The organism is Streptomyces sp. MK7, assembly GCF_032658145.1.
GTDB classification, from domain to species: domain Bacteria; phylum Actinomycetota; class Actinomycetes; order Streptomycetales; family Streptomycetaceae; genus Streptomyces; species Streptomyces spiralis.
Genome location: NZ_JAVACL010000017.1, coordinates 16634 through 39009, shown reverse-complemented (window position 1 = coordinate 39009; position 22376 = coordinate 16634). Strand labels below are relative to the sequence as shown.

Annotated in this window: 17 protein-coding genes; 7 read left to right on the top strand and 10 right to left on the bottom strand. The window is 72.8% G+C overall.

Annotated features, from left to right (window positions below):
* Positions 1–8: 8 nt before the first annotated feature.
* From R2S09_RS19885 to R2S09_RS19845, 9 genes are all read right to left on the bottom strand, one after another.
* Positions 9–689 (bottom strand): GPR1/FUN34/YaaH family transporter, encoded by a 681-nt coding sequence (locus tag R2S09_RS19885; protein ID WP_316742404.1) that lies wholly within the window; start codon positions 687–689, stop codon positions 9–11.
* Positions 690–748: 59 nt separating this feature from the next.
* The gene (locus R2S09_RS19880) at positions 749–1486 is read right to left on the bottom strand and encodes a DUF4142 domain-containing protein (protein WP_399144219.1); all 738 of its coding nucleotides are present in this window, start codon (positions 1484–1486) and stop codon (positions 749–751) included.
* Positions 1487–1581: 95 nt separating this feature from the next.
* Positions 1582–2178 carry an ATP/GTP-binding protein gene (locus tag R2S09_RS19875; protein WP_316742403.1) on the bottom strand — a complete coding sequence of 199 codons (597 nt, stop codon included), beginning with the start codon at positions 2176–2178 and terminating at the stop codon, positions 1582–1584.
* Positions 2159–2533: a DUF742 domain-containing protein gene (locus tag R2S09_RS19870; RefSeq protein ID WP_306189165.1), complete on the bottom strand. Its 375-nt coding sequence runs from the start codon at positions 2531–2533 to the stop codon at positions 2159–2161. The genes R2S09_RS19875 and R2S09_RS19870 overlap by 20 nt, the downstream gene beginning before the upstream one ends.
* Complete coding sequence (locus R2S09_RS19865; RefSeq protein ID WP_030173566.1) at positions 2526–2957, bottom strand: roadblock/LC7 domain-containing protein; 432 nt, start codon at positions 2955–2957, stop codon at positions 2526–2528. Before R2S09_RS19865 ends, R2S09_RS19870 begins: the two co-directional genes overlap by 8 nt.
* A 12-nt stretch (positions 2958–2969) precedes the next feature.
* The gene (locus tag R2S09_RS19860) at positions 2970–5705 is read right to left on the bottom strand and encodes a nitrate- and nitrite sensing domain-containing protein (protein ID WP_316742399.1); all 2736 of its coding nucleotides are present in this window, start codon (positions 5703–5705) and stop codon (positions 2970–2972) included.
* 188 nt (positions 5706–5893) lie between these two features.
* Positions 5894–7078 (bottom strand): NAD(P)/FAD-dependent oxidoreductase, encoded by a 1185-nt coding sequence (locus R2S09_RS19855; protein WP_316742398.1) that lies wholly within the window; start codon positions 7076–7078, stop codon positions 5894–5896.
* 62 nt (positions 7079–7140) lie between these two features.
* On the bottom strand, positions 7141–9036 hold the full coding sequence (locus R2S09_RS19850; RefSeq protein ID WP_316742397.1) for an AMP-binding protein: 1896 nt from the start codon (positions 9034–9036) through the stop codon (positions 7141–7143).
* Entirely contained in the window at positions 9033–10985 is a 1953-nt protein-coding gene (locus R2S09_RS19845) for a beta-ketoacyl synthase N-terminal-like domain-containing protein (RefSeq protein ID WP_316742395.1), read from the bottom strand. The genes R2S09_RS19850 and R2S09_RS19845 overlap by 4 nt, the downstream gene beginning before the upstream one ends.
* 763 nt (positions 10986–11748) lie before the next feature.
* Between R2S09_RS19845 and R2S09_RS19840 the strand changes: the two genes are divergently transcribed.
* From R2S09_RS19840 to katG, 4 genes are all read left to right on the top strand, one after another.
* On the top strand, positions 11749–12771 hold the full coding sequence (locus tag R2S09_RS19840) for a GAF domain-containing protein (protein WP_306189170.1): 1023 nt from the start codon (positions 11749–11751) through the stop codon (positions 12769–12771).
* A 186-nt stretch (positions 12772–12957) separates the two neighbouring features.
* Positions 12958–14598: a phosphoglucomutase (alpha-D-glucose-1,6-bisphosphate-dependent) gene (gene pgm / locus R2S09_RS19835; RefSeq protein ID WP_316742393.1), complete on the top strand. Its 1641-nt coding sequence runs from the start codon at positions 12958–12960 to the stop codon at positions 14596–14598.
* 222 nt (positions 14599–14820) lie between these two features.
* Positions 14821–15258 (top strand): Fur family transcriptional regulator, encoded by a 438-nt coding sequence (locus R2S09_RS19830; RefSeq protein WP_306189172.1) that lies wholly within the window; start codon positions 14821–14823, stop codon positions 15256–15258.
* Positions 15259–15291: 33 nt separating this feature from the next.
* Complete coding sequence (gene katG, locus R2S09_RS19825) at positions 15292–17523, top strand: catalase/peroxidase HPI (protein WP_306189173.1); 2232 nt, start codon at positions 15292–15294, stop codon at positions 17521–17523.
* A gap of 100 nt (positions 17524–17623) precedes the next feature.
* On the opposite strand, the gene R2S09_RS19820 is transcribed toward katG, so the two are convergent.
* Entirely contained in the window at positions 17624–18202 is a 579-nt protein-coding gene (locus R2S09_RS19820) for a hypothetical protein (protein WP_306189174.1), read from the bottom strand.
* 169 nt (positions 18203–18371) lie between these two features.
* On the opposite strand from R2S09_RS19820, the gene R2S09_RS19815 reads away from it, so the two are divergent.
* From R2S09_RS19815 to R2S09_RS19800, 3 genes are all read left to right on the top strand, one after another.
* Positions 18372–18866 (top strand): MarR family winged helix-turn-helix transcriptional regulator, encoded by a 495-nt coding sequence (locus R2S09_RS19815; protein ID WP_372337724.1) that lies wholly within the window; start codon positions 18372–18374, stop codon positions 18864–18866.
* Positions 18863–21250: an MFS transporter gene (locus R2S09_RS19810; protein ID WP_372337725.1), complete on the top strand. Its 2388-nt coding sequence runs from the start codon at positions 18863–18865 to the stop codon at positions 21248–21250. The genes R2S09_RS19815 and R2S09_RS19810 overlap by 4 nt, the downstream gene beginning before the upstream one ends.
* A 148-nt stretch (positions 21251–21398) precedes the next feature.
* Positions 21399–22301, top strand: coding sequence for a serine hydrolase (locus R2S09_RS19800; protein WP_306189175.1), 903 nt, complete (start codon positions 21399–21401; stop codon positions 22299–22301).
* Positions 22302–22376: the final 75 nt, after the last annotated feature.

Genomic DNA, 22376 nt, shown 5'->3' with positions numbered 1-22376 from the left:
GGACGCCTTCACAACTGCTTGCGGATGCCCGGCTCCCGCGCCCGGCCGGTCCGCCGGCCGTCCAGGTCCTCCTCGACCGCCCGCCGGGCGTCCCCGCGGCGCAGGACCGGCAGGACCGTACGCTGCCGCAGGTCCTCGACGAGGAAGGCGGTACCGGCGTACAGCGCCAGCGCCGCCAGCAGTAACGCGGCGGCGGCGTCGGCGAGTTCGAGCGCGTGCGGTGCGCCGAGCTGATAGGCGGCCGCCAGCGCGGCCCGCAACGCGGAGACGCTCAGGACCACGCCGAGCAGCGCCTTGCCCAGGAAGCCGGTCACGGCCAGCGGCAGCAGCATGAGGGCGAAGGCGCACAGGTACATGCCGAGGGCGGTGCTGGTCCGCTGGTCGGGCGCGACGATGTGCAGCACCCCCAGCGCGGACCACGAGGTGGCGAACAGCCCGAGCGCCGCCGCCGCGGCGGTGTCCCGGGTCAGAAAGGCCATGACGGCGGCGAGGAACTCCAGCGGGAAGACGAAGACCGCGAGCAGGATGCCCGCGGAGCGCACCTCGTCGCCGGTGAGCAGGCCCAGGCCGACCCCGGCCAGCAGCACCATGCCGATGCCGAACGCGAAGAACCCCAGGGGCAGCGGATTGCCGTACGGCCGGACGGTGACGGTGGCGGCCTCCGGGCCGTTCTCCGGAGTGGGGATCATGCTCGCCGCGTACCCATCGGCTCCGGGCGGAAACGGCACCGCCCACGTGACCGGCCTGGTCAGCCGACGGTCGGCGGACTCGGTGCCGGGGAGACGGTGTTGATGTTCAGGTCGGGGCGGGGGGTGAGGGCGACGACCGGGGCACCGGGCTGTGGCGGGGGCGGGGTGAGCTGGTCCTTCGGGAGCTTCGGCGGGGTGGTCTGCCGGAAGTTCACCTGACCGAAGTCGACCACACCGGTGGCCTCCAGCACGGTGATGTGGTCGAGGACGGTGTCGTTGGCGAGGTTGGCCAGCCGGCGCACCAGCGTGTTCTCGGTACCGGCCCGGATCTTCGCGATCGCCGGGAAGATCTGGCCGTGGGTGACGCGCATGATGTTCGCCGCGGTGACGTCGAACTCCTTGCCGGCCAGGGCGGCCGAGGTCTGGACGAACTGCTGCTGTTGCGGGCTCGCCTGGTTGGGCAGCGTGATGCCCAGCTCGGGAGCGATCCTGCGGCACATCTCGTCGAGCCCGGCATGCCCGACGATCAGATGCTTGCCGGCCTCCCGCATCTGCGGCGTCGACCCCTTCTTCAGCGCCAGCTCGCCCAGTGGGTACTCCCACAGCCCGGCCGAGCGCACCTTGACGACGAAGTCACGGTCGGCCTCGGTGAGCGGCCCGTACCGCGTGTCGGCGATGACGCGGCTGGGCGAGCCGGCGGTGTTCTGCACCCCGAGCACGGCGGGATAGGCGAGTGCAGCGACGGTCAGACCCAGTGCGCCGGCCACGAAGGCGGTTCCGATCGTTCTGCGGGACATGGGCAGGGTGCCTCCAGACGCGAGCGGCTCGTACGCCAGGAGGTACGGACACGCGGCGGGAACCGATCACCGCACCGGGCAAAACTTCCGGGCTGTCATATGACGTAGGTCACATCACGTTCCGCGGTCGCCCGGGCTCGGGCCGCCTCCAGCGCGCTGAGCAGGACCTGCTTGCTGGAGGCGCGGTCGCGCACGTCGCACAGCACCACCGGGGTGGACGCGTCCAGGTCCAGCGCGGCCCGTACCTGCTTGGTGCTGCAGTCGCGCCGCCCGTGGAAGCAGTTGACGCCCACGGCGAAGGGGATGCCACGCGCCTCGAAGAAGTCGATCGAGGCGAACGACGCCTCCAGCCGCCGCGTGTCCGCGAGGACCACCGCGCCGAGCGCACCGGTGGCCAGGTCGTCCCACATGAACCAGAACCGGTCCTGGCCGGGCGTGCCGAACAGGTACAGCACCAGTTCCGGGGCGATCGTGATGCGGCCGAAGTCCATCGCCACCGTCGTCGAGGACTTGCCCTCCACCCCCGACAGGTCGTCGACGCCGAGGCTCGCCTCGGTCATCCGCTCCTCCGTCTCCAGCGGAGGCACCTCGCTCACCGCGGCCACCATGGTGGTCTTGCCCACCCCGAAGCCGCCCGCGATGAGGATCTTCAGCGCGGTCGGCATGACCGGTTCAGAGCTGACGGATACCATCCATCACCCTTTCGATGAGTTCCACACTCGGCCGGCTCTCCTGACCGGGCGGCGACTGCACCAGGATCAGCGAGGCGTCGAGCAGATCGCCGCAGAGCACCTTCACCACGCTCACCGGCAGATCCAGCAGTGCGGCGATCTCCGCGACCGCCAGCGCACGGTCCCGGCACAGGTCGAGGATGTGGGCCGCCTCCGGCTCCAGCCGGCCCGTGGCCGACCCGTGTGCCGACCGCGCCACGACCAGTGTGATCAGCGTGAACGCGTACTGGCTGTGCTGGGTGCGTCCGCCGGTGATGGCGTACGGCCGTAAGTAGCGCCCGGCCTCCTCGACGTCGTGCCGGCGCGGCTCAGGCATCCTGAACGGGGCCGCCGGTCGGGGACTGCACGCGTGGCGCGGCCGTCAGATACTGGCCCACCTGCTTGACGAGCGTGCCCATCTCGTACGCCATCATCCCCACATCCACTTCCTCCGAGGCGAGCGATGCCAGCCGGGCCCCCTTGCCCGCGGCCGTGACGAAGAGGAACGCCTTGTCCATCTGAATGACCGTCTGCTGCACGCGTCCGCTGTGGAAGTGACGCGCGGCGCCGCGGGCGAGGCTGTGCACACCCGAGGCCACGGCGGACAGGTGCTCGGCGTCGTCGCGGAGCATGTCCTTGGACTTGCCGATCAGAAGACCGTCACCGGAGAGCACGATGGCGCACCGGATCTCCGGTATCCGGTCCACCAGACCGTCCAGGAGCCAGTCGAGCTGACGTCCGGTGTGTACCTGCTCAGTCATTGCTTAACGTCCTCACAGTTCAGGGGCGGTGGGGCCGGCCGCGTCGCTGGGCCTCTCGTGCGCACCGTGCGGCGTGTCGTCGTCCTCGGTGTCCTCGGCGTCCTGGGCGTTCTCGGAGCCCCAGGCCCGCTTGAGCCCCTGGTGGATGGCGCTCATCGCACGGGCCGACGCGTGCGGGGAGATGACGTCGTCGTCGCTTGGGCGCCCGGACTCGTCCTCGGCCTGTGCCGCCTGACTGCGCAACTGCTGGGCCAGGCTGGCCCCCCTGACCCGTTGCGGCAGGACCGAGGGTGTGGTGAGCGGACGGGGGGTGTCCGGCGTGCCGGGGCCTCCGGCCGGCTCCGGGGTCTGCCGTGCGGGCTGCCGTGCGGGCGGCGGTGCCGTCCGCCGGTAGGGCTCCGCGGCCGGTCCAGGCGGCTGCGGGCCCGTTCCGGCCGGCTCGGCGCGTCGGGCCGACGGCGCAGGCTGGGCCGGTGGTGCCGGGCTGGCCGGTCGAGCCGGCGGGGCCGGCCGGCTCGGCGGGGCCGGCTCCGGGTCCGAGGGCGCGGGGTGTTCCGACGCGGGGGGCAACAAGCCTGCACCTCCGTACTCGGGGAAACCGTTGTGGTCCGGCAGCGCCGTGTGGACGATGACGCCCTCGGCGCCGGCCTCACGGGCACCCGCCCCCGTCAGGGCGCCGTGGCCGGCGGCGGCCAGGTGCTGCCCGGTGCCCGTCAGCTCGGGTTCCGGTTCGCTCTCCACGGCCCGGCCGGCGGCGACCGCGGCCGACTGGAGCTGGTCGACGACGGGCGAGGAGGTCTCCTCCAGCAGCGGCACGGGGATCACCACCAGGGCGAGCGTGCCGCCGTAGTCCGACTCGCGCAGCACCACCTTGATGCCGTGCCGCTCGGCGAGCCGCGCCACCACGAAGTGCCCCAGACGCGGGTCCTCGCCGAACACGGTCATGTCGACCCTGGGCGGCTCGGCGAGCAGCCGGTTGGCCCGCTCCAGCAGGTCCGCGGGCATGCCGAGGCCCTGGTCCTCCACATGGACGGCCAGGCCCTTGGCGACCCGGGTGGCGCTGACCGTCACCTGGGTGTCCGGCGGGGAGAAACTGGTGCCGTTCTCGATGAGCTCGGCCAGCAGATGCGTGACGTCGGCGACGGCACGGCCGGCCAGGGCCACCCGCCGGTCCGCCGGCGTGTTCTTCACCTTGACCCTGGTGTACTGCTCGGTCTCCGCCACCGCGCTGCGCATCACATCGGTGAGCGCGACGGGCTGGGTCGTGCGGCGGCTCGGCGGAGCGCCGCTGAGGATCATCAGGTTCTCCGCGTGGCGCCGCACCCGGGTGGCCAGATGGTCGACGCGGAAGATGTCCTTGAGCAGATCCGAGTCCTCGTGCTTGCGTTCCAGGTCGTCCAGCAGCGCGATCAGCCGGTGGATCAGCACCTGGGCGCGCCGGATGAGCTGCCCCACGACCTTGTCCGAGCCCTCCCGGCCCTGGGACTGGCGCAGCGCGGACCGGGCGGCGACGTGCGCGAGTTGGTCGACGGCCGAGTACAGCCGCCCGATCTCGTCGCCCGCCTGCGGCCGTTGCGAGGTGAGCACGGCCGGGTCGATCCGCTCGCCGCGTTCTATTCGGCCCAGCACCTCGGGCAGGCGGTAGGCCGCCAGCCGCTCGGCGTTCGACCGGAGTTCGGACAGCTGCTCGGCCAGGCGGTCGGACTCGGCGAGGCGGCCGCTCGCCGAGCGGCGCGTGCGCAGCGCCAGCACCGCGGCGGCGGCCAGCGCCGCAAGCGTGGCCGCCGTCCCCAGCAGGGTGGCCAGCAGCAGCTCGTCGGCCCGGTCCGAGGCATCGCCGGCCCACGCCTCCAGGGAGGTGACGCCCAGACGCTGGGCGTCACCCACGACGCTGTCCGCGGCGGCCGGCCAGGCGGTGGCGCGCTGCGGCAGAGCCGTACCCCGGCCGCCGGAGACGGCGTCCTCCACCGAGCCGACCGCGGCCCACTGCGTGCCGGAGGTGATCCGCGTGTACCCGGCGGCCGCGTCGCCGGGCAGGTCCTCGGCGATCAGTCCCGCCCGTGCGGCCCGCTGGAAGCCGAGGTACTCGCCGAAGCGGACGCGGTCGGCCTCCGCGATGCGTCGAGCGGGCAGGGCCGCGGAGACCAGCGCGTCCTCGCGCGCCAGCATCTCGGTGATCTGCGCCAGCGCCACCGTCGCGGTGCCGGCACGCTCCAGTGTCCCGTCGTCGCTGCGTACGGCCGCGGTGAGCAGGGCCAGGCCCTGGGAGGCGGCCTCGGTGAAGTACGCGAAGGCGTCGCCGGGCGACAGCTTGCGCGCGTCGACCGCGGACCGGCGGTCCGCCAGCGACGCCAGCGCGCCGTCGAACGCCCCGGCCCGGCGCCGCAGCGTCGCCGTGTCCGCGCCGTCCGCCTGCCGGTGGTACTCGGCGAGGGCCGTGTCGGTCTTCTTGCGGGCCGCGTCCAGGTCCGCCCGGGCGGCGTCCGTACGGGCCGCCTGCCACACGGCGGTCAGCCGGCGCTCGTCCTGGATCCGCGACAGCAGTTCCTGCGCGGGCCGGGCGAGGGACGTGACGTGGTCGGCCTCGGTGTGCAAGCCGACCTGGTCGTCCACGAGCCCGGCCGCCGTGTACCCCCACAGGCCGCTGAGACAGACCGCGGGGATGACGAAGGGGAGGACGAACGAGGATCGCAGTGATCGGGGAGAAGCGGCGCGGTGACGTGTCCGCCGGTCGCGGGTGCCTGGCATCTGATTCCTCGTACAGCAGCGGTACAGCGGTGCGGGCAGGTGCGCTCGACGTTCGACGATCCCCGCGCTGCGGCCTTGGTGGCTCACCGTGATCGAGGTCGGCGCGAGCTGCACGGTATCAGGATCATCGCGCAGCGTCATATGCGGTCTGCGGCAACTGGCCTGTATCTCCATATAGTTGGCACCCATCACAGCAGCGTGAGCAGTCGCGGGGTGTACAGGTCGGAGGCGGAGGCGATGCCGGCCACCAGATCGAGGTAGATCGCGGTGAGTTCCGGGTCCGACTGCACCGCGCGCAGCAGGGAGAGCCGCTGCTCGTGCGGGTCCAGCCGGGCGGCGCCGAGCGTGGCCTCGTAGCCAGGTGCGAGCCGTGCCCTGCCGTCCTCGGCGAACCGGCTCAGCGCGGCGTCCACTCGTGCGGGATCGCCGCCCAGCGTGCCGCTCACCGCCGCCACGAGGTCCTCGACCTGCTGGAAGGCGTCACTGATCCCCCGTGCCGTGATGGAGTCCTTGTGGTGTGCGGCGTCGCCCACCAGGACCCAGCCGGGTCCGGTCTGCTGCCGGAAGAAGTTCTGCTGGTCGCCGCAGCCGTGCAGCCGCTCCACCGGGCTGGCGCCGGCCAGCCGGTCGTGCAGGGCGGGCGCGGTGGCGCGTATCTGCTCCCGGTAGGCGCGGCGCGCATCGGTACGGACCTCCCCGAAGCGGGACTGGGGGAAGTAGGCCAGGACGAGGGTCGCCGCGTCGTGGGTGGGCACCGTGGCCACCCAGCCGCCGGGCCGCTCGTACAGCTCCAGATCGGCCGGGACGTCCTGCCAGTAAGTGTAGTAGGCGCAGGTCAGCCGGGGGTCCCGCACCGTGTGCGGCGCACCCGCCAGCCGCGCGACCGCGGAGCGCATGCCGTCCGCGCCGATCACCAGGTGCGCGCGCTCGGTGAACGCGCGGCCGCCGTGTCTGCCCTCGACGCCGACGACCCGGTCGCGGTCGTCGCGCAGCAGACCGGTGACCCGGCAGTGGTCGCGGAACTCGGCACCCGCCTCGACGGCCGCGTCCACCAGGAGGGCGTCCAGCACGTGCCGCCGCGGGGCGAACCCCGCCCGCTGCCCCTCCACACCCCGGGCGCAGCCCTCGATGTGGATGTCGGCGACCTCGTAGACCGCGCGCTCGATGGGCGGGCAGCCCGAGGCGCGCACCCGCTCCAGCAGGCCCCAGCGGGCGAGCGCGGCGACGCCGGGCTGATGGATCAGGTGGGTGGAGAGGGTGTCGGAGCCGTACGCCGCCTTGTCGAGCAGGAGCACTCGGTGTCCCGCCCGGGCCAGCAGCAAGGCGGTGGGCGCGCCGGCGCAGCGCGCCCCCACCACGATGGCGTCGTACATGCGGATGCCTCACAACGGACGTCGGTGGACGAGGGTCGGGGACGGGGAGGGTCAGGAAGAACTCAGCGGACGCACCCGAGTTCGGTGAGCACGGCCCGGCGGTCGATCTTGCCGTTGGGGTTGAGGGGCAGCCGGTCCAGGACGGTGATCCGGCTGGGCATCATGTACGGCGGCAACCGGTCGCCCAGGGCCGTGTACAGCCGGTCGGGCACGCAGCCCGGGCCGCTCACCGCGGCCCGCAGCTCCGGCTCGCCGTCGGCGGCCGGCACGGTGACGACGATCGCGTCCCGCACCCCGGGCTGCCCGCGCAGCGCGGCCTCGATCTCGCCCAGCTCGATCCGGTGACCGCGGATCTTGACCTGGTGGTCGGTCCGCCCGAGATGGACGAGCCGGCCGTCCCGCACGGTGACCCTGTCTCCCGTCCGGTACCAGTACCGCCGCTCCGGCGGGCCGTCGCCGGCCGGCCGGAGGTCCTCGGTGAGGAAGCGGCCCGCGTCGTGCGCGGGGTCCAGGTATCCGGCGAAGCGCAACGGGCCCCGTACGCACAGCTCGCCGGTGTCGCCCGGCCGGCCGTCCTCGCCCAGCAGCATCAGCTCCATGGCGGGGTGGCCGGTGCCGATCGGCGCGGTGCCGTTGGGGGTGTGCGGCCAGTCGGCGATGTCCTCGGGGAACCGGTAGGCGGTGCAGGAGATGGTCACCTCGGTGGGGCCGTAGAGGACTTCGAGGCGGCTGCCCGGAGCGGCGGTGCGCCATTCGCGGGCCGCCTGGAGCGTGAGCGGCTCGCCGCCGAAGACGCTCCAGCGCAGGGTCGGCATGCTGCCGGGCGCGAGGGTGCCGAGGCGGGAGGCGAACGTGATCAGGGACGGCACCGAGAACCAGTGCGTCAGGCGCAGGTTGTTGATGGTTTTGACCGGGGACAGCAACTGGCTGCGCCGGGGCACGACGAGGGTGCCGCCGCCCGCCCAGGCGACGAACAGGTCGTGCACGGACCCGTCGAACGTCAGCTCGAAGGTCTGCGACAGCCGGCTGCCCGGGCCGATGCCGTACCGTCCGGCGACCCGCTCCAGATAGGCGCAGATGTTCCGGTGCCGGACCGGCACGCCCTTGGGCGCCCCGGTCGAACCGGAGGTGAAGATGATGTACGCCACATCGTCGGGCCCCACCTGCCGAAACACCTCATCGCTGGCCGCGTGGGGTCCGACGCCTCCGCCGGCCGGCCCGGCCGGCCCGGCCGCGTCGGCCCCGACGGCCTCGGCGGCTCCGTCTGCCCCGTCTGCCCCGGCGGCCCCGGCGTGTCCGTCTGCCCCGTCTGCCGCGGTGGCCCCGGCGAGTCCGACTGCCCCCGCGGCCGTTCTGGCCTTGTCGGCCTTCTCGGCCCCGGTCACGCTTTCGCCACTCGCCACGGTGCCCGTGCCGGTCTCGGTACCTGTGCCGGTCCCGGTGGCCGGGGCGGCCCCGATCGCCGTGCCGGCCCTCTCGGCCCCGCTCGCCCTGTACGCCCTGTCGGCCCCCACGGCCGCACCGTCCGCTCCGGGGCCGTCCGCGGTGCCGCCCGGGGCGTCCCCGGGCGGGGTGGCCGGATCGGGCGCGTGGACGGGGACGCCGAGGTCTGCGACGGCGTCGGGGGTCTCGGTCAGGATGAGGTCGAGGGCGGCCGCCTCGACGACGTCGGCCGTTCGTGCGGTGGGGTGCTCCGGGTTCAGGGGGACGACGGCCGCACCGGCCCGCAGGATGGCGAGGTAACCGGCGTAGGCGGTCACCGAGCGGGTGGCGAGCAGGCCGACCCGGCGCGGCGGGGTGCCGCCTGCCGCCGCGACCAGGTCCGCGGCCGTGCGCTCGGCGCGCTCGCGCAGTTCGCCGTAGGTCAGCCGGGACCCGTCGACCTCCAGGGCCGGCTCCTCGGGGTGCGCGGCGGCCGTGCGGGCGAACCACTCGTAGAGGGTCTGAGGGGTGTTCACCGGGCCGTCGCCTCCAGCGCCCGGGTCCACTGCCGCAGCTCGCCGACCGTGCGCAACCGGCCGAACTCCTCGGGGTCGACCTCCTGTCGGCACCGCTTGGCCAGTTCGACGACGATCCGCAGCTTCGCCAGCGAGTCGATGCCGATGTCGGTGAGGGAGGAGTCGTCGTCGAAACCGGTGCGGGCGTGCTCGCGCAGCACCCAGGCGGCCAGGTCGCCGGCCTCGCCGTGCCCGTCGCCGTGGTCCTCGCCCGGCCAGTACCGGCGCAGCTGCCAGGGGTAGGGGGGCAGCGGGACGTAGAAGCCCGGCGTGCCGAACACCGCCTCCCAGTCCGGCTCCTCGCCCGCGCGGTAGCGGTCGGCGACGGCCGACAGCGGCCGCCCGCCCAGCGCCGGAGCCCCGGTGAGCGCGTCCGCCAGCTCCTCGTGGGTGCGGCCGACCACCGCGATGCGGTGCGCGTGGTGCCGGCGCCGGGTGGCCGCGCTGTAGCAGATGTCGCGCAGCGCGTACGACGCCCCCTCGCCGCCGGGGCGCAGATAGGCGGCGTAGGCCGAGGCCAGCGCCTCCAGGGCGGCGGGGCTGTGCGCCGAGACGGCCAGGACGTACGGCGCGGCGTCGGCCTCGCCGGCGGGCGGTACGGCCGGGGCGCCGGCCTGGCCGAGCACCACGTGGGCGTTGAGCGCGGAGGAGCCCTGCCCGCCGACCCCGACGACGGCGGGGCGGCCCGGGTCGGGCAGGTCCCGCAGCTTGGCCGGCACCTCCAGCGGCAGGCTGTCCCAGTCGACGCCCGGGTGCGGGGTGTCCAGGTTCAGGCTGGCCGGTATCTGGCCGTGCTCCAGGCACAGCACGGCCTTGACGAGCCCGGCCATGCCACCGGCCGCCTCCGCGTGCCCGACGTTGGTCTTGACCGAGCCGACCAGCAGCGGCCGGTGGGCGGGCCGTCCCGCGCCGAGCACCTCGCCCAGCGCTCTCAGCTCCAGCGGGTCGAGGGCCGGCGAGCCGGAACCGTGCGCCTCGACGTAGTCGACGTCGGCCGGGTCCACGCCGGCGTCCTCGTACGCCCAGCGCAGGACGTCGAGTTGGCCCTGGAGCGAGGGGTTGAGCACGGTGTCGCTGGTGCGGCCGTCGTTGCCGATCGCGCTGCCCCGGATGACCGCGCGGACGCGGTCGCCGTCGGCCAACGCGTCGGTCAGGCGCTTGAGGACGACCACGGCCACCGCGTCGCTCGGGGAGTAGCCGTCCGCGCCCGCGTCGCCGAACTTGCTGCGTCCGTCGCCGGCCATCGCGCCGGCGTGGGTGAGGACCAGGCCCTCGTCCGGGCGCAGCGCGAGGTTCACCCCCGCGGCCAGGGCCAGCGGGCTCTCCCCGGCGCGCAGGCTCCGCACGGCCTGGTGCACGGCGACCAGCGAGGACGAACAGGCGGTGTCCACCACGACGCTGGGGCCGCGGAGGTCGAAGAAGTGGGACAGGCGGGCGGCCAGCAGGGAGCGGAAGTTGTTGAGCTGGGCGGCCGTCACCGACTCGGGGCCGCGGCGCAGGGCGAGTTCCAGATGGTCGGCGCGGGCGTTGCCGACGAAGACGGCGGACCGGCTGCCCGCCAGCCGGTCGGGACGCTGCCCGGCGTCCTCCAGCGCGTCCCAGGCCGTCATCAGCAACAGCCGCTGCTGCGGGTCGAGTTCGGTGGCTTCGGTGGCCGACATCCCGAAGAACTCCGCGTCGAACTCCGCCACCCGGTCCAGGTAGCCGCCGCGGCGGGCGGCTATGCGACCCGGTCCGGCGCCGGGGGAGTGGAGGGCGTCCACGTCGTAACGTTCGGGAGGTGTCTCGCTCGTGGCGTCCACGCCGTCCCGCAGCAGAGCCCACAGTTCACCGGGCGTGGCGGCGCCGGGCAGCCGGCAGGCCATGCCGATCACGGCGACCGACCGAGGGTCCACGTCGGACCTGTTCATGAGAGAACTCCGTTCATACGTCGCCACGACTCCTACGCCCTGGCGCAGTTGATCTTGCCCCATCGCAACTTTCCGCACGCATACGTCACTTGTCAGAGGCTCAGCAACCGTCCCGGAACGAGGACGGCGGAGAAGGGGGCTGTCGCGAACCGGCCGCTCGGGCGGTCCCGTCGCGTGGGCGGTCCCGTCGCGTGGACTGCCGGCCGTGCACCGCCGGGGCCGCCTCCGCGTTCAGGCCGACGGGCGGCCGTCGGGTCCGGGCCGCGCGATCACGGCAGGCGTGAGTGGTGGCGTAAAACCGATGCGGGGACAGGGGGCCGACGGTGTGACGCCCGCCCGAGGAAGCGGGGCCGACGGTCTCGACGCACCCACTGATCGGGCCCGGACCGGGGACCGTGCACCCGCCTCACCCTTCCCAATTTCGAACTAGTATTCGAGTGCCTGGTGTCGTGCCGGACTGAACGCGTCAGTGTCGACAGCAAGTCCACCGCATGATTGTCAGGGGCAAAATCGTTTCGGTTCGCCGGGCGTTCAAAGATTGACGGGAAGTGATCGCTGGACGTTGAAACATCGAAAAGTTTGGACAGAATCCCCGAATGGGCACGTGCCGGTCCTGCCCGGTACTGACCGGAGCGCCCCACGGTGACCGGCGCGGAAGCCAAGTCCTGCTACGGGCGCAGGGGTTGACGGCGGGACGGGTGGGTCGGAAATGACCGGGAGTGGTGATCCACAGGGGGCCGAAACTCTGCTTTGATCTGACCCCATGGATTCCCTGTCACCCGAACAGCAGCGTGCCGCCGGCGAGCAGCGGACGCACCGGCTGAGGATTCTCGGCCTCAACACGGTCGAGGCGGAGGCCACGTTCGACCGCGTCGCGCGCCTCGCGGCCACCTTCACCCAGGCTCCGCTGGCCATGGTCAACTTCATCAACGACGAGCGGCAGATGTTCCGCGGCATGTTCGTGCCCACCGGTTCCGACGAGGACTCGGTGGACACCGCGGGCGGCGGAATCCCGTTCGATCTGAGCAACCTCGCCCGCGAGGCACCCGGCGACTACGGCTTCTGCCCCCACGTGGTCGCCCAGCAGTCGCAGCTCGCCCTGGACGACGTCTTCGACTACCCGCGCTTCAAGGGCAACGCCCTGGTCAACGACCTGGGCGTGCGCTCCTACCTGGGCACTCCGCTGCGCGACAACACCGGCGTGATCCTGGGCACCGTGTGCGTCGCCGACTTCAAGCCCCGTACCTGGGACCGCCAGCTCCGGCAGGGCATGCAGGAACTCACCGAGACCCTCCTGTCCGAGTTCAAGCTGCGCGACAGCCTGCTCGCCCAGCAGCAGGAACTGTTCGCGGTGTTCGACGGCGCGCCCTTCCCCATCATGCTCACCGAGGGTCCCGAGCACCTGCTGCGCTACGCCAACGGCAAGCAGGGCCAGGCCTTCGGCATGGTGCCCCAGTTCAGCCTCGGCCGCAGGGTGCTGCCCGGCCTGGACGAGGTCGGCGTGTTCAGGGCGATGGACGACGCGCTGCGCACCGGCCGGCCCACCACGGTGCCCCGGGTCTCCCTGAGGACCTACGACTCCCCGGCACCCCAGGACTTCAACTTCCTGTGCACACCGGTGCGTACCTCCCCCAGCGCACCCTTCAAGGGTGTCCTGACGGTGGCGATGAACGCCGGCGGGCAGGGCTACGGCGGCGCCGAGTCGCAGGCCTTCGCGGCCAATGTCCAGCAGCGGTTCGAGCAACTGGGCGGCGGCGCGCTGTCCGACGGCATGCCCCTGAGGTGACGGTCCCCGCGCGGCGCCCGGCAGCCCCGGCACCCAGGGCCTGTTGCGAAAGTCCCCCAGTCCTCGGCCGGGAGTTCCCCCCCGGCCCCGCCGGTCGCCGCGCTGCCCAGTCGGTGCGCCCGCGCTCCGGAGAGGGGGGAAGATGACATCGCGAGCGGATACACGATCGAACGCGAGGAGTGCGCCATGCAGCAGGAACGAGCGGGCAGGCCGGCCGGGCCCGAGGACCTGATCGACGTCGCCCGGCTGGTGACCGCGTACTACGCTCTCCACCCCGACCCGGCCGAACCGGGCCAGCGCGTGGCGTTCGGCACCTCCGGCCACCGCGGCTCGTCCCTGGCGGCGGCCTTCAACGAGGACCACATCGCCGCGACCAGCCAGGCCATCTGCGAGTACCGCGCCGGGCAGGGCACCGACGGCCCCCTCTTCCTCGGCGCGGACACGCACGCCCTGTCCGAGCCGGCGAAGGTCACCGCGCTGGAGGTGTTCGCCGCCAACGACGTCACCGTGCTCATCGACGCCGCGGACGGCTACACCCCCACCCCGGCCGTCTCGCACGCCATCCTGGCCCACAACCGGGGCCGCACCTCGCACCTCGCCGACGGCGTGGTCGTCACCCCCTCCCACAACCCGCCCGGCGACGGCGGCTTCAAGTACAACCCCCCGAGCGGCGGCCCGGCCGGCTCCGAGGCGACCTCCTGGATCCAGGACCGCGCGAACGAGATCATCGCCGCCGGGCTGAAGGACGTACGGCGCATCCCCTACACCCGGGCGCTCGCCGCCCCCGGCACCGGCCGCCACGACTTCCTCGGCGCCTACGTCTCGGATCTGCCGAGCGTGCTGGACCTGGACGCGATCCGCGACGCGGGCCTGCGCATCGGCGCCGACCCGCTCGGCGGAGCATCCGTCGCCTACTGGGGCCGTATCGCCGAACAGCACCGCCTCGACCTGACGGTGGTCAATCCGCTCACCGACCCCACCTGGCGGTTCATGACGCTGGACTGGGACGGAAAGATCCGCATGGACTGCTCCTCGCCGTACGCGATGGCCTCGCTCATCGAGCAGCGCGACCGGTTCCGGATCGCCACGGGCAACGACGCCGACGCCGACCGGCACGGCATCGTCACCCCCGACGGCGGGCTGATGAACCCCAACCACTACCTGGCCACCGCCATCGCGTACCTCTACGCCCACCGCACGCAGTGGCCCGCCGAGGCCGCCGTCGGCAAGACCCTGGTGTCCTCCGGGATGATCGACCGGGTCGCGGCCGACCTCGGCCGCCGGCTCGTCGAGGTCCCCGTGGGCTTCAAGTGGTTCGTGGACGGACTGGTCGACGGCTCGCTCGGTTTCGGCGGCGAGGAGTCCGCCGGGGCGTCGTTCCTGCGCCGGGACGGCTCGGTGTGGACCACCGACAAGGACGGCATCATCCTGGCCCTGCTCGCCTCCGAGATCACGGCCGTCACCGGCAGGACCCCGTCCGAGCACTACACGGCCCTCACCGCGCGCTTCGGCGAACCCGCCTACGCCCGCATCGACGCACCCGCCTCCCGGGAGGAGAAGGCACGCCTGGCCAAGCTGTCCCCGGCCCAGGTCAGCGCCGACACCCTCGCCGGGGAGCCGGTCACCGCCGTGCTCACCGAGGCACCGGGCAACGGCGCGTCCATCGGCGGCATCAAGGTGGCCACCGAGAACGCCTGGTTCGCGGCGCGTCCCTCGGGCACCGAGGACGTCTACAAGGTCTACGCGGAGTCCTTCCGGGGCGCCGACCACCTCCGCCAGGTGCAGGACGAGGCCAAGCAGGTGGTCCTGGCGGCGCTGGGCGGCTGACCGGCCCGGGACGGCGTACGCCGCTGGACCGGGCGCAGGACGACAGGAGGACGAGAGCAGGTGTACGCCGGTCCGGGCGGGGGCAGTCCACGCCCGGACCGGATGCGTTTTCGGCGGGGCGCCGCCCGGAACCGGGTGCCGGCCGGCCCGCGCGATGCGAATCCAGACTTTCACCTTTCGTTTTCTTGAACCGTTCGTGTTTATGGGGGTAGGTTCGGCGGCATGACGGAAGCCGAGCCTCCGACGGCGGCACAGGAGCTGCGCGGTGCGGGCCTGCGGGTGACGGCCGCGCGCGTCGCACTCCTGGAGACCGTCCGGGAGGGTGACCACCTCGGCGTGGAGGCGATCGCGTCCGGGGTGCGTGAGCGCGTCGGCCATGTCTCCCTCCAGGCCGTGTACGAGGCCCTGCACGCCCTCACCGCGGCGGGACTCGTGCGCCGTATCGAACCGGCAGGCAGTCCGGCCCGGTTCGAGGGACGTGTCGGGGACAACCACCACCACGTCGTGTGCCGGTCGTGCGGTGCCGTCGCCGACGTCGACTGCGCGGTCGGCGAAGCACCCTGCCTGACCGCCTCCGACGACCACGGCTTCGCGATACACGAGGCCGAGGTCATCTACTGGGGCCTGTGCCCCGACTGTTCCACCAGCCGTAGTTCCTGAGCACCGTGATCCGCCCAGTCCGGAAGGATTCCCATGTCCGAGAACCACGATGCAGTCGTCACCGACGCCAAGACGGAGGCCGGAGGTGGCTGCCCGGTCGCGCACGGGCGCGCTCCGCACCCGACTCAGGGTGGCGGAAACCGTCAGTGGTGGCCTGAGCGGCTGAATCTGAAGATCCTCGCCAAGAACCCCGCCGTGGCCAACCCCTTCGGCGAGGAGTTCGACTACGCCGAGGCGTTCGAGTCCCTCGACCTGCCGGCCGTCAAGCGGGACATCGCCGAGGTCCTGACGACCTCGCAGGACTGGTGGCCCGCCGACTTCGGCCACTACGGCCCGCTGATCGTCCGGATGGCCTGGCACAGCGCGGGCACCTACCGGATCAGCGACGGCCGCGGCGGCGCCGGCGCCGGCCAGCAGCGGTTCGCCCCGCTCAACAGCTGGCCGGACAACGCCAACCTCGACAAGGCCCGCCGCCTGCTGTGGCCGGTGAAGAAGAAGTACGGCCGGAACCTGTCGTGGGCCGACCTGATGATCCTGGCCGGCAACGTCGCCCTGGAGTCGATGGGCTTCAAGACCTTCGGCTTCGCCGGCGGCCGCGAGGACGTCTGGGAGGCCGAGGAGGACGTCTACTGGGGTCCCGAGACCACCTGGCTCGGCGACGAGCGCTACACCGGGGACCGGGAGCTGGAGAACCCCCTCGGCGCGGTCCAGATGGGCCTGATCTACGTCAACCCGGAGGGCCCGAACGGCAACCCGGACCCGATCGCCGCGGCCCGCGACATCCGCGAGACGTTCCGCCGGATGGCGATGAACGACGAGGAGACCGTCGCCCTGATCGCGGGCGGCCACACCTTCGGCAAGACCCACGGCGCCGGCCCGGCGGACCACGTCGGCCCCGACCCCGAGGCGGCCGGCCTGGAGGAGATGGGCCTGGGCTGGAAGAGCACCTACGGCACCGGCAAGGGTGGCGACACCATCACCAGCGGTCTCGAGGTCACCTGGACCAACACGCCGACGACCTGGGACAACAGCTTCTTCGAGATCCTCTTCGGCTACGAGTGGGAGCTGTTCAAGAGCCCCGCCGGCGCGAACCAGTGGCGGCCGAAGGACGGTGCCGGAGCCGGGACCGTGCCCGACGCCCACGACCCGTCCAAGCGGCACGCCCCGACGATGCTCACCACCGACCTCTCGCTCCGGTTCGACCCGGTCTACGGGCAGATCTCGCGGCGCTTCCTGGAGAACCCCGAGGAGTTCGCGGACGCCTTCGCCCGGGCCTGGTTCAAGCTGACCCACCGCGACATGGGTCCGGTCGCCCGCTACCTCGGCCCGGAGGTTCCCTCCGAGGTCCTGCTGTGGCAGGACCCGCTGCCCGAGCGGACGTACGAGCTCGTCGGCGCCGAGGACATCGCCGCCCTCAAGGCCAAGGTCCTCGACTCCGGCCTCACGGTGTCCCAGCTGGTGTCCGCCGCGTGGGCGTCGGCCTCGTCCTTCCGCGGCAGCGACAAGCGCGGCGGCGCCAACGGCGCCCGGGTCCGCCTGGAGCCGCAGCGCAACTGGGAGGTCAACGACCCCGACCAGCTGGCCCTGGTGCTGCGCACCCTGGAGGGCATCCAGGAGTCCTTCAACTCGGCCCAGAGCGGCGGCAAGCGGATCTCGCTCGCCGACCTGATCGTGCTCGCCGGCGGCGCGGCCGTCGAGCGGGCCGCCAAGGAGGCCGGCTTCGAGGTCGAGGTGCCCTTCACTCCGGGCCGTGTGGACGCCTCGCAGGAGCAGACGGACGTGGAGTCGTTCGCGGCGCTGGAGCCGACCGTCGACGGCTTCCGCAACTACGTCGGCAAGGGCAACCGCCTCCCGGCCGAGTTCCTGCTCCTCGACCGCGCCAACCTGCTGACCCTGAGCGCCCCGGAGATGACGGTCCTCGTCGGCGGTCTGCGCGTGCTGGGCGCGAACCACCAGCAGTCGCAGCTCGGCGTGTTCACCACGACCCCCGGGTCCCTGACCAACGACTTCTTCGTCAACCTGCTCGACCTGGGCACGACGTGGAAGGCGACGAGTGCGGACCAGAACACCTTCGAGGGCCGCGACGCCGCCACGGGCGAGGTCAAGTGGGCCGGCAGCCGTGCCGACCTGGTCTTCGGCTCGAACTCCGAACTGCGGGCGGTCGCCGAGGTCTACGCGAGCGACGACGCGAAGGAGAAGTTCGTGCACGACTTCGTCGACGCGTGGGTCAAGGTCATGAACCTCGACCGGTTCGACCTGGCCTGATCACTCCGGTCACCACGTCCGGGCCGGTCCGCACGGACCGGCCCGGACGTGCCTTCGCCGCTTCGCCGCTTCGCCGCTTCGCCGCCTCGCCTCCGGGCCGTCAGTGGCCGCCGCGCGGCGGCCGGCAGTCGGAGCCGTCCGGGTAGCCGCCGAAGGCGTCCGCCTGGATCGACGCGGTGTTCATCGTGCCCTCCAGACACATGGTGGGAGCCTCGACCAGGAAGCCGACCCCGGTCCCGTTCCGGTACGCCTCCACCTTCCCGGCGTCGTAGCCGAGACCGGTCAGCACCCGGCGCGTGCTGTCCTGGGTGAAGTCACCGCGCCTGCGCAGCGGTTCGAGCGCCTTCTCGATGCGGGCGACGGCGGCGAGCCCGTCGCAGCGGCGCCGGCCGTACAGCTGGATCGGCACCCGGAAGCCGTGGTTCTCGGCGTAGTGGTCGGTGGGCGGCGTGTCCGGGACCCGGGTGTCCGCGGTCGTGGCCGTCGCCGACGGCGTGGGGCTCTCACCGGGACACGGCACGTTCGCCGACGCGCTGGGCGTCGCCGCCGCGGTTCGCGAGGGTCCGTGCGCGCCGACGTCGTCGCCCGCCCGCTCGGTCCCGCACCCCGCCGCCAGCACCGCCAGCAGCGCCACCGGCACCGCGCCCCGCCGGATCCCCACCGTCCTGATCGTCGTCATGCGCCGATCCTGCCGCGCCTGACGGTATGAGGGCATGAGCTTTTCCACTCATCTGCCGGGAGCCGTCCGGGGCCTGTGCCTGCGCCGGGGCATGGCCTGTTCCCGCGCCGGGGCATCTTCTTGCGAAGATTTTATAGCCTGCCTATATAGGTGGCGTGATACTTGAGACGTGGATCAGTCGGACAGCGGGCAGGAACCGCTTCGGACGGCGCGGGCGCTCGCCGAGACGGCCTCCGCCGTGATCAGGGCCGTGACCGACCGGCGGGACATGAGCTTCACCACGGCCTCCACCCTGGCCCGGCTGGAGCGCGAGGGCACCGCCCGGCTGACCGCGCTGGCGGCGGCCGAGGGGGTCGCCCAGCCGTCGATGACCCAGCTGGTGCAGCGCCTGGAGCGCCGGGGTCTGGTGCGGCGCGTCGACGACCCGGCGGACGGGCGGGTGACCCTCGTCGCCGTCACCGACGCCGGACGGGAACTGCTCGCCGAGCGCCGACGGCTGCGGGACAGCCGGCTGGCCGATCTGCTGGCGGCCCTTCCCGCCGAGGAGCAGCAGGCGCTGGGGGAGGCCGTACGGACCGCCCTCCCCCTGGTGCGACGGATGCTGGAAGGCGCCGCAGGGCCGCGCCACCTGCCCGAGCGGCACGACACGGGGAGCACCTCATGACCACCGAGGACACCGGGCGCATACCCGGCACCACCGGCGCCGGACCGCGCACGCGCGGCACCTGGATGGGCGCGGACCACCCCCGCTACAAGTGGGTCGCGCTGACCAACACCACCCTGGGCATGCTGCTCGCCACCATCAACAGCTCCATCGTGCTGATCTCGCTGCCCGGCATCTTCACGGGCATCCGCCTCGATCCGCTCCAGCCGGCCAACGTCAGCTACCTGCTGTGGATGCTGATGGGCTACATGCTCGTCACCGCGGTTCTGGTGGTCGCCCTCGGCCGGCTCGGCGACATGATGGGCCGTGTCCGGATCTACAACACCGGCTTCCTCATCTTCACGCTCACCTCGGTGGTGCTGTCCCTCGACCCCTTCCACGGCGGCAGCGGCGCGCTCTGGCTGATCGGCTGGCGCATCGTGCAGGCCGTGGGCGGATCGATGCTGATGGCCAACTCCGCCGCCATCCTCACCGACGCCTTCCCCGCCCGGCAGCGGGGGATGGCCCTGGGCGTCAACATGGTGGCGGGCATCGCCGGGTCGTTCCTCGGCCTGGTGCTGGGCGGCGCGCTCGTCACCTGGAACTGGCGCTCGGTCTTCTGGGTCAACGTTCCCATCGGCCTGATCGGCACCGTGTGGGCGTACGCGTCACTGCGCGAGACGGGTGTGCGCCGGCCCGGCCGGATGGACTGGTGGGGCAACATCACCTTCGCCGTCGGGCTGACCGCGCTCCTCGCGGGCATCACCTACGGCATCCAGCCCTACGGCGGTCACACCATGGGCTGGACCAACCCCTGGGTGCTGGCCGGACTGGCCGGCGGGGCCGCGATGCTCGCCGCCTTCTGCGTGGTCGAGACCAAGGTCGCCGAGCCGATGTTCCCGCTGCGGCTGTTCCGGCACGCGGCCTTCGCGGGCGGCAACGCGGCCACCCTGCTCGGCGCGATCGCACGCGGCGGACTGCAGTTCATGCTGATCATCTGGCTCCAGGGCATCTGGCTGCCGCTGCACGGCTACGACTACGCCGACACCCCGCTGTGGGCCGGCATCTACATGCTGCCGCTGACCATCGGCTTCCTGCTCGCCGGACCCGTCTCGGGCGCGCTGTCCGACCGGTTCGGCGCCCGGCTGTTCGCCGCCTCCGGGTTCGTCGTGATGGCGGTGTCCTTCGCCGGGCTGCTCGTCCTGCCCGGCGACTTCGACTACTGGGTCTTCGCCGCACTGATCTTCCTCAACGGCCTGGGCGGCGGCCTGTTCGCCGCTCCGAACACGTCGATCATCATGTCGAGCGTCCCGGCCGACGCCCGCGGCGCCGCCTCCGGCATGCGCGCCACCTTCCAGAACGCCGGCATGGTGCTGTCCATGGGCGTGTTCTTCTCGCTCATGGTGGCCGGACTCTCCCGCAGCCTGCCGGACACGCTCAGCTCGGGCCTGACCGCCCAGGGTGTCCCGGCGGGAGCCGCCCACCAGGTCGCCGGGCTGCCGCCGGTCGGCGTGCTGTTCGCCGCCTTCCTCGGCTACAACCCGATCGAGCACCTGCTGGGTCCGGACATCCTCGGCCACCTCTCGCCGTCCGCCGCCGCCCACCTCACCGGGCGCGAGTACTTCCCCCATCTGATCTCGCAGCCCTTCCACGACGGCCTGGTCGTGGTGTTCTCCCTGGCCATCGCCATGTCGCTGGCGGCGGCGGGCGCCTCCCTGGTCCGGGGCCGCCACGGCGCGCTCCCCGAGTCGCCGCTGCCCGTGTCGCCGGCCGCCGCGCGGACCCCGGCGCCGCCGGCCGAGACGGGGACAGCGGCCGCGTCCCCGGCGCCCTCGCCCGGCACGTCCGCCGCCGCGTCGTCCCCGCGGCAGGCCGAACCGACGTCCCGCCTCTCCTCCGGTGCGCTGCGCGGCCGGGTGTGCGACGGCACCGGCCGACCGCTCGCCCACGCCACCCTCACCCTCGTCGACCACCGAGGTCACCAGAGGGACCTCGCCCGCTCGGCCGAGGACGGCACCTACACCCTGGCGGAACCCGAACCCGGCGCCTACACCCTGGTCGTGTCGGCCGAGGGGCACCGTCCTCGCGCCGTACGGGTCGTCGCCGGCAGCGGACCGGTCTTCTCCGAGGTCACGCTGGCGGGCGCCGGCGGCGTGCACGGGACCGTACGCCGTGAGTACACCGGCCACCCCGTGCCCGACGCCCGCGTCACCCTGCTGAACGCACGCGGCGACGTGGTGGCGTCGGCCACGACCGCCACGGACGGCACGTACACCCTGCGGAACCTGGCCCCGGGCGCCTACACCGTCGTCGCCACCGGTTACCCGCCCGTGGCCGCCGAGGTGGCGCTGGGCGACGGAGGAGCCCACCGAGTCGATCTCCAGGTCGGTCACACCCCCGGCTGACGGCCGCCGGGGCCGTGACTGTGGCTGTTGTCTCAATTCGCGCCAAAAGCGGCTTTGAGTGACGGCGGCCACGTCGCAGGACGCGTGTTTTGTCTACGTTCACTCCTCAGTGCCCCTGCGACGACCCCTCGGTGAGGCCCGTTTGCCTATGTCCTATCTGTCGTATCCGCGTTCCCCGGCCACCGCGAAGACCACCGCCGGGCGCCGCGGCCGGCGCGCCGCCACGTGTGCCGCCCTGCTCCTGTCCTCCGTGACCACGCTGTTCTCCCTCGGCGCGCTGCACGCACCGCCGGCGGCCGCCGCCACCGGCGCGCCGTCGGGCGAGGCCCACGCGGCCGCGCAGCCCGTGAGCACGGCGCGTGTCACCACCGCGGTGCTCGACCTCGACGCCTCGGGCCGGGAGCCCACGGTGTACGGCGAGGACGTGCCCTACGACACCGCCAGCATCGTCAAGGTCGACATCCTCGCCGCGCTGCTGCTTCAGGCGCAGGACGCCGGACGGCACCTCACCGCCGAGGAGCGCGCGCTGGCGGAGCCGATGATCCGGCACAGCGACAACGCGGCGGCGAACGCCCTGTGGCGGGAGATCGGCCGGGCGCCCGGACTGGAGGCGGCCAACAAACGCCTCGGGCTCACGGCGACGAAGGGCGGCCCCGGCGCCAAGTGGGGGCTCACCCAGACCACGGCACGCGACCAGATACGGCTCCTGCGGGCCGTGTTCGACGGCACGACGCCGAGCGCGCCCACTCACGCGCTGAACGAGGAGTCCCGGGCCTACATCCGCTCGCTGATGAGCCGTGTCGCCGACGACCAGGCATGGGGCGTCTCGGCGGCCGCCGGCTCCCAGTGGGCGCTGAAGAACGGCTGGCTCCAGCGCAGCACGACCGGGCTCTGGGACGTCAACAGCGTCGGCCGCATCACCGCGAACGGGCACCACTACCTCGTGGCGGTGCTCTCGGGCGGCAGCGCGTCCATGAGCGACGGCGTCGCGCTGGTGGAGAAGGCGGCGCGCCAGGCCCTGTCCTCGGTCTCCCCCGGGAAGCAGCCGTGACCGACCGCCGGAACCAGCCGTGATCGACAGTCCCAACCGGCCGTGACCGGCCGTAGTATCGGGTGGTCACCGAGG

What these genes read in the sequence shown, in the direction of transcription:
- R2S09_RS19865 (WP_030173566.1), bottom strand. Translation starts at nt 2,957, where the DNA reads ATGACTGAGCAGGTACACACCGGACGTCAGCTCGACTGGCTCCTGGAC.
- R2S09_RS19820 (WP_306189174.1), bottom strand. Translation starts at nt 18,202, where the DNA reads ATGACGACGATCAGGACGGTGGGGATCCGGCGGGGCGCGGTGCCGGTG.
- pgm (WP_316742393.1), top strand. Translation starts at nt 12,958, where the DNA reads ATGCAGCAGGAACGAGCGGGCAGGCCGGCCGGGCCCGAGGACCTGATC.
- R2S09_RS19860 (WP_316742399.1), bottom strand. Translation starts at nt 5,705, where the DNA reads ATGCCAGGCACCCGCGACCGGCGGACACGTCACCGCGCCGCTTCTCCC.
- R2S09_RS19800 (WP_306189175.1), top strand. Translation starts at nt 21,399, where the DNA reads ATGTCCTATCTGTCGTATCCGCGTTCCCCGGCCACCGCGAAGACCACC.
- R2S09_RS19875 (WP_316742403.1), bottom strand. Translation starts at nt 2,178, where the DNA reads ATGGTATCCGTCAGCTCTGAACCGGTCATGCCGACCGCGCTGAAGATC.
- R2S09_RS19885 (WP_316742404.1), bottom strand. Translation starts at nt 689, where the DNA reads ATGATCCCCACTCCGGAGAACGGCCCGGAGGCCGCCACCGTCACCGTC.
- R2S09_RS19870 (WP_306189165.1), bottom strand. Translation starts at nt 2,533, where the DNA reads ATGCCTGAGCCGCGCCGGCACGACGTCGAGGAGGCCGGGCGCTACTTA.
- R2S09_RS19830 (WP_306189172.1), top strand. Translation starts at nt 14,821, where the DNA reads ATGACGGAAGCCGAGCCTCCGACGGCGGCACAGGAGCTGCGCGGTGCG.
- R2S09_RS19855 (WP_316742398.1), bottom strand. Translation starts at nt 7,078, where the DNA reads ATGTACGACGCCATCGTGGTGGGGGCGCGCTGCGCCGGCGCGCCCACC.
- R2S09_RS19845 (WP_316742395.1), bottom strand. Translation starts at nt 10,985, where the DNA reads ATGAACAGGTCCGACGTGGACCCTCGGTCGGTCGCCGTGATCGGCATG.
- R2S09_RS19840 (WP_306189170.1), top strand. Translation starts at nt 11,749, where the DNA reads ATGGATTCCCTGTCACCCGAACAGCAGCGTGCCGCCGGCGAGCAGCGG.
- R2S09_RS19810 (WP_372337725.1), top strand. Translation starts at nt 18,863, where the DNA reads ATGACCACCGAGGACACCGGGCGCATACCCGGCACCACCGGCGCCGGA.
- katG (WP_306189173.1), top strand. Translation starts at nt 15,292, where the DNA reads ATGTCCGAGAACCACGATGCAGTCGTCACCGACGCCAAGACGGAGGCC.
- R2S09_RS19880 (WP_399144219.1), bottom strand. Translation starts at nt 1,486, where the DNA reads ATGTCCCGCAGAACGATCGGAACCGCCTTCGTGGCCGGCGCACTGGGT.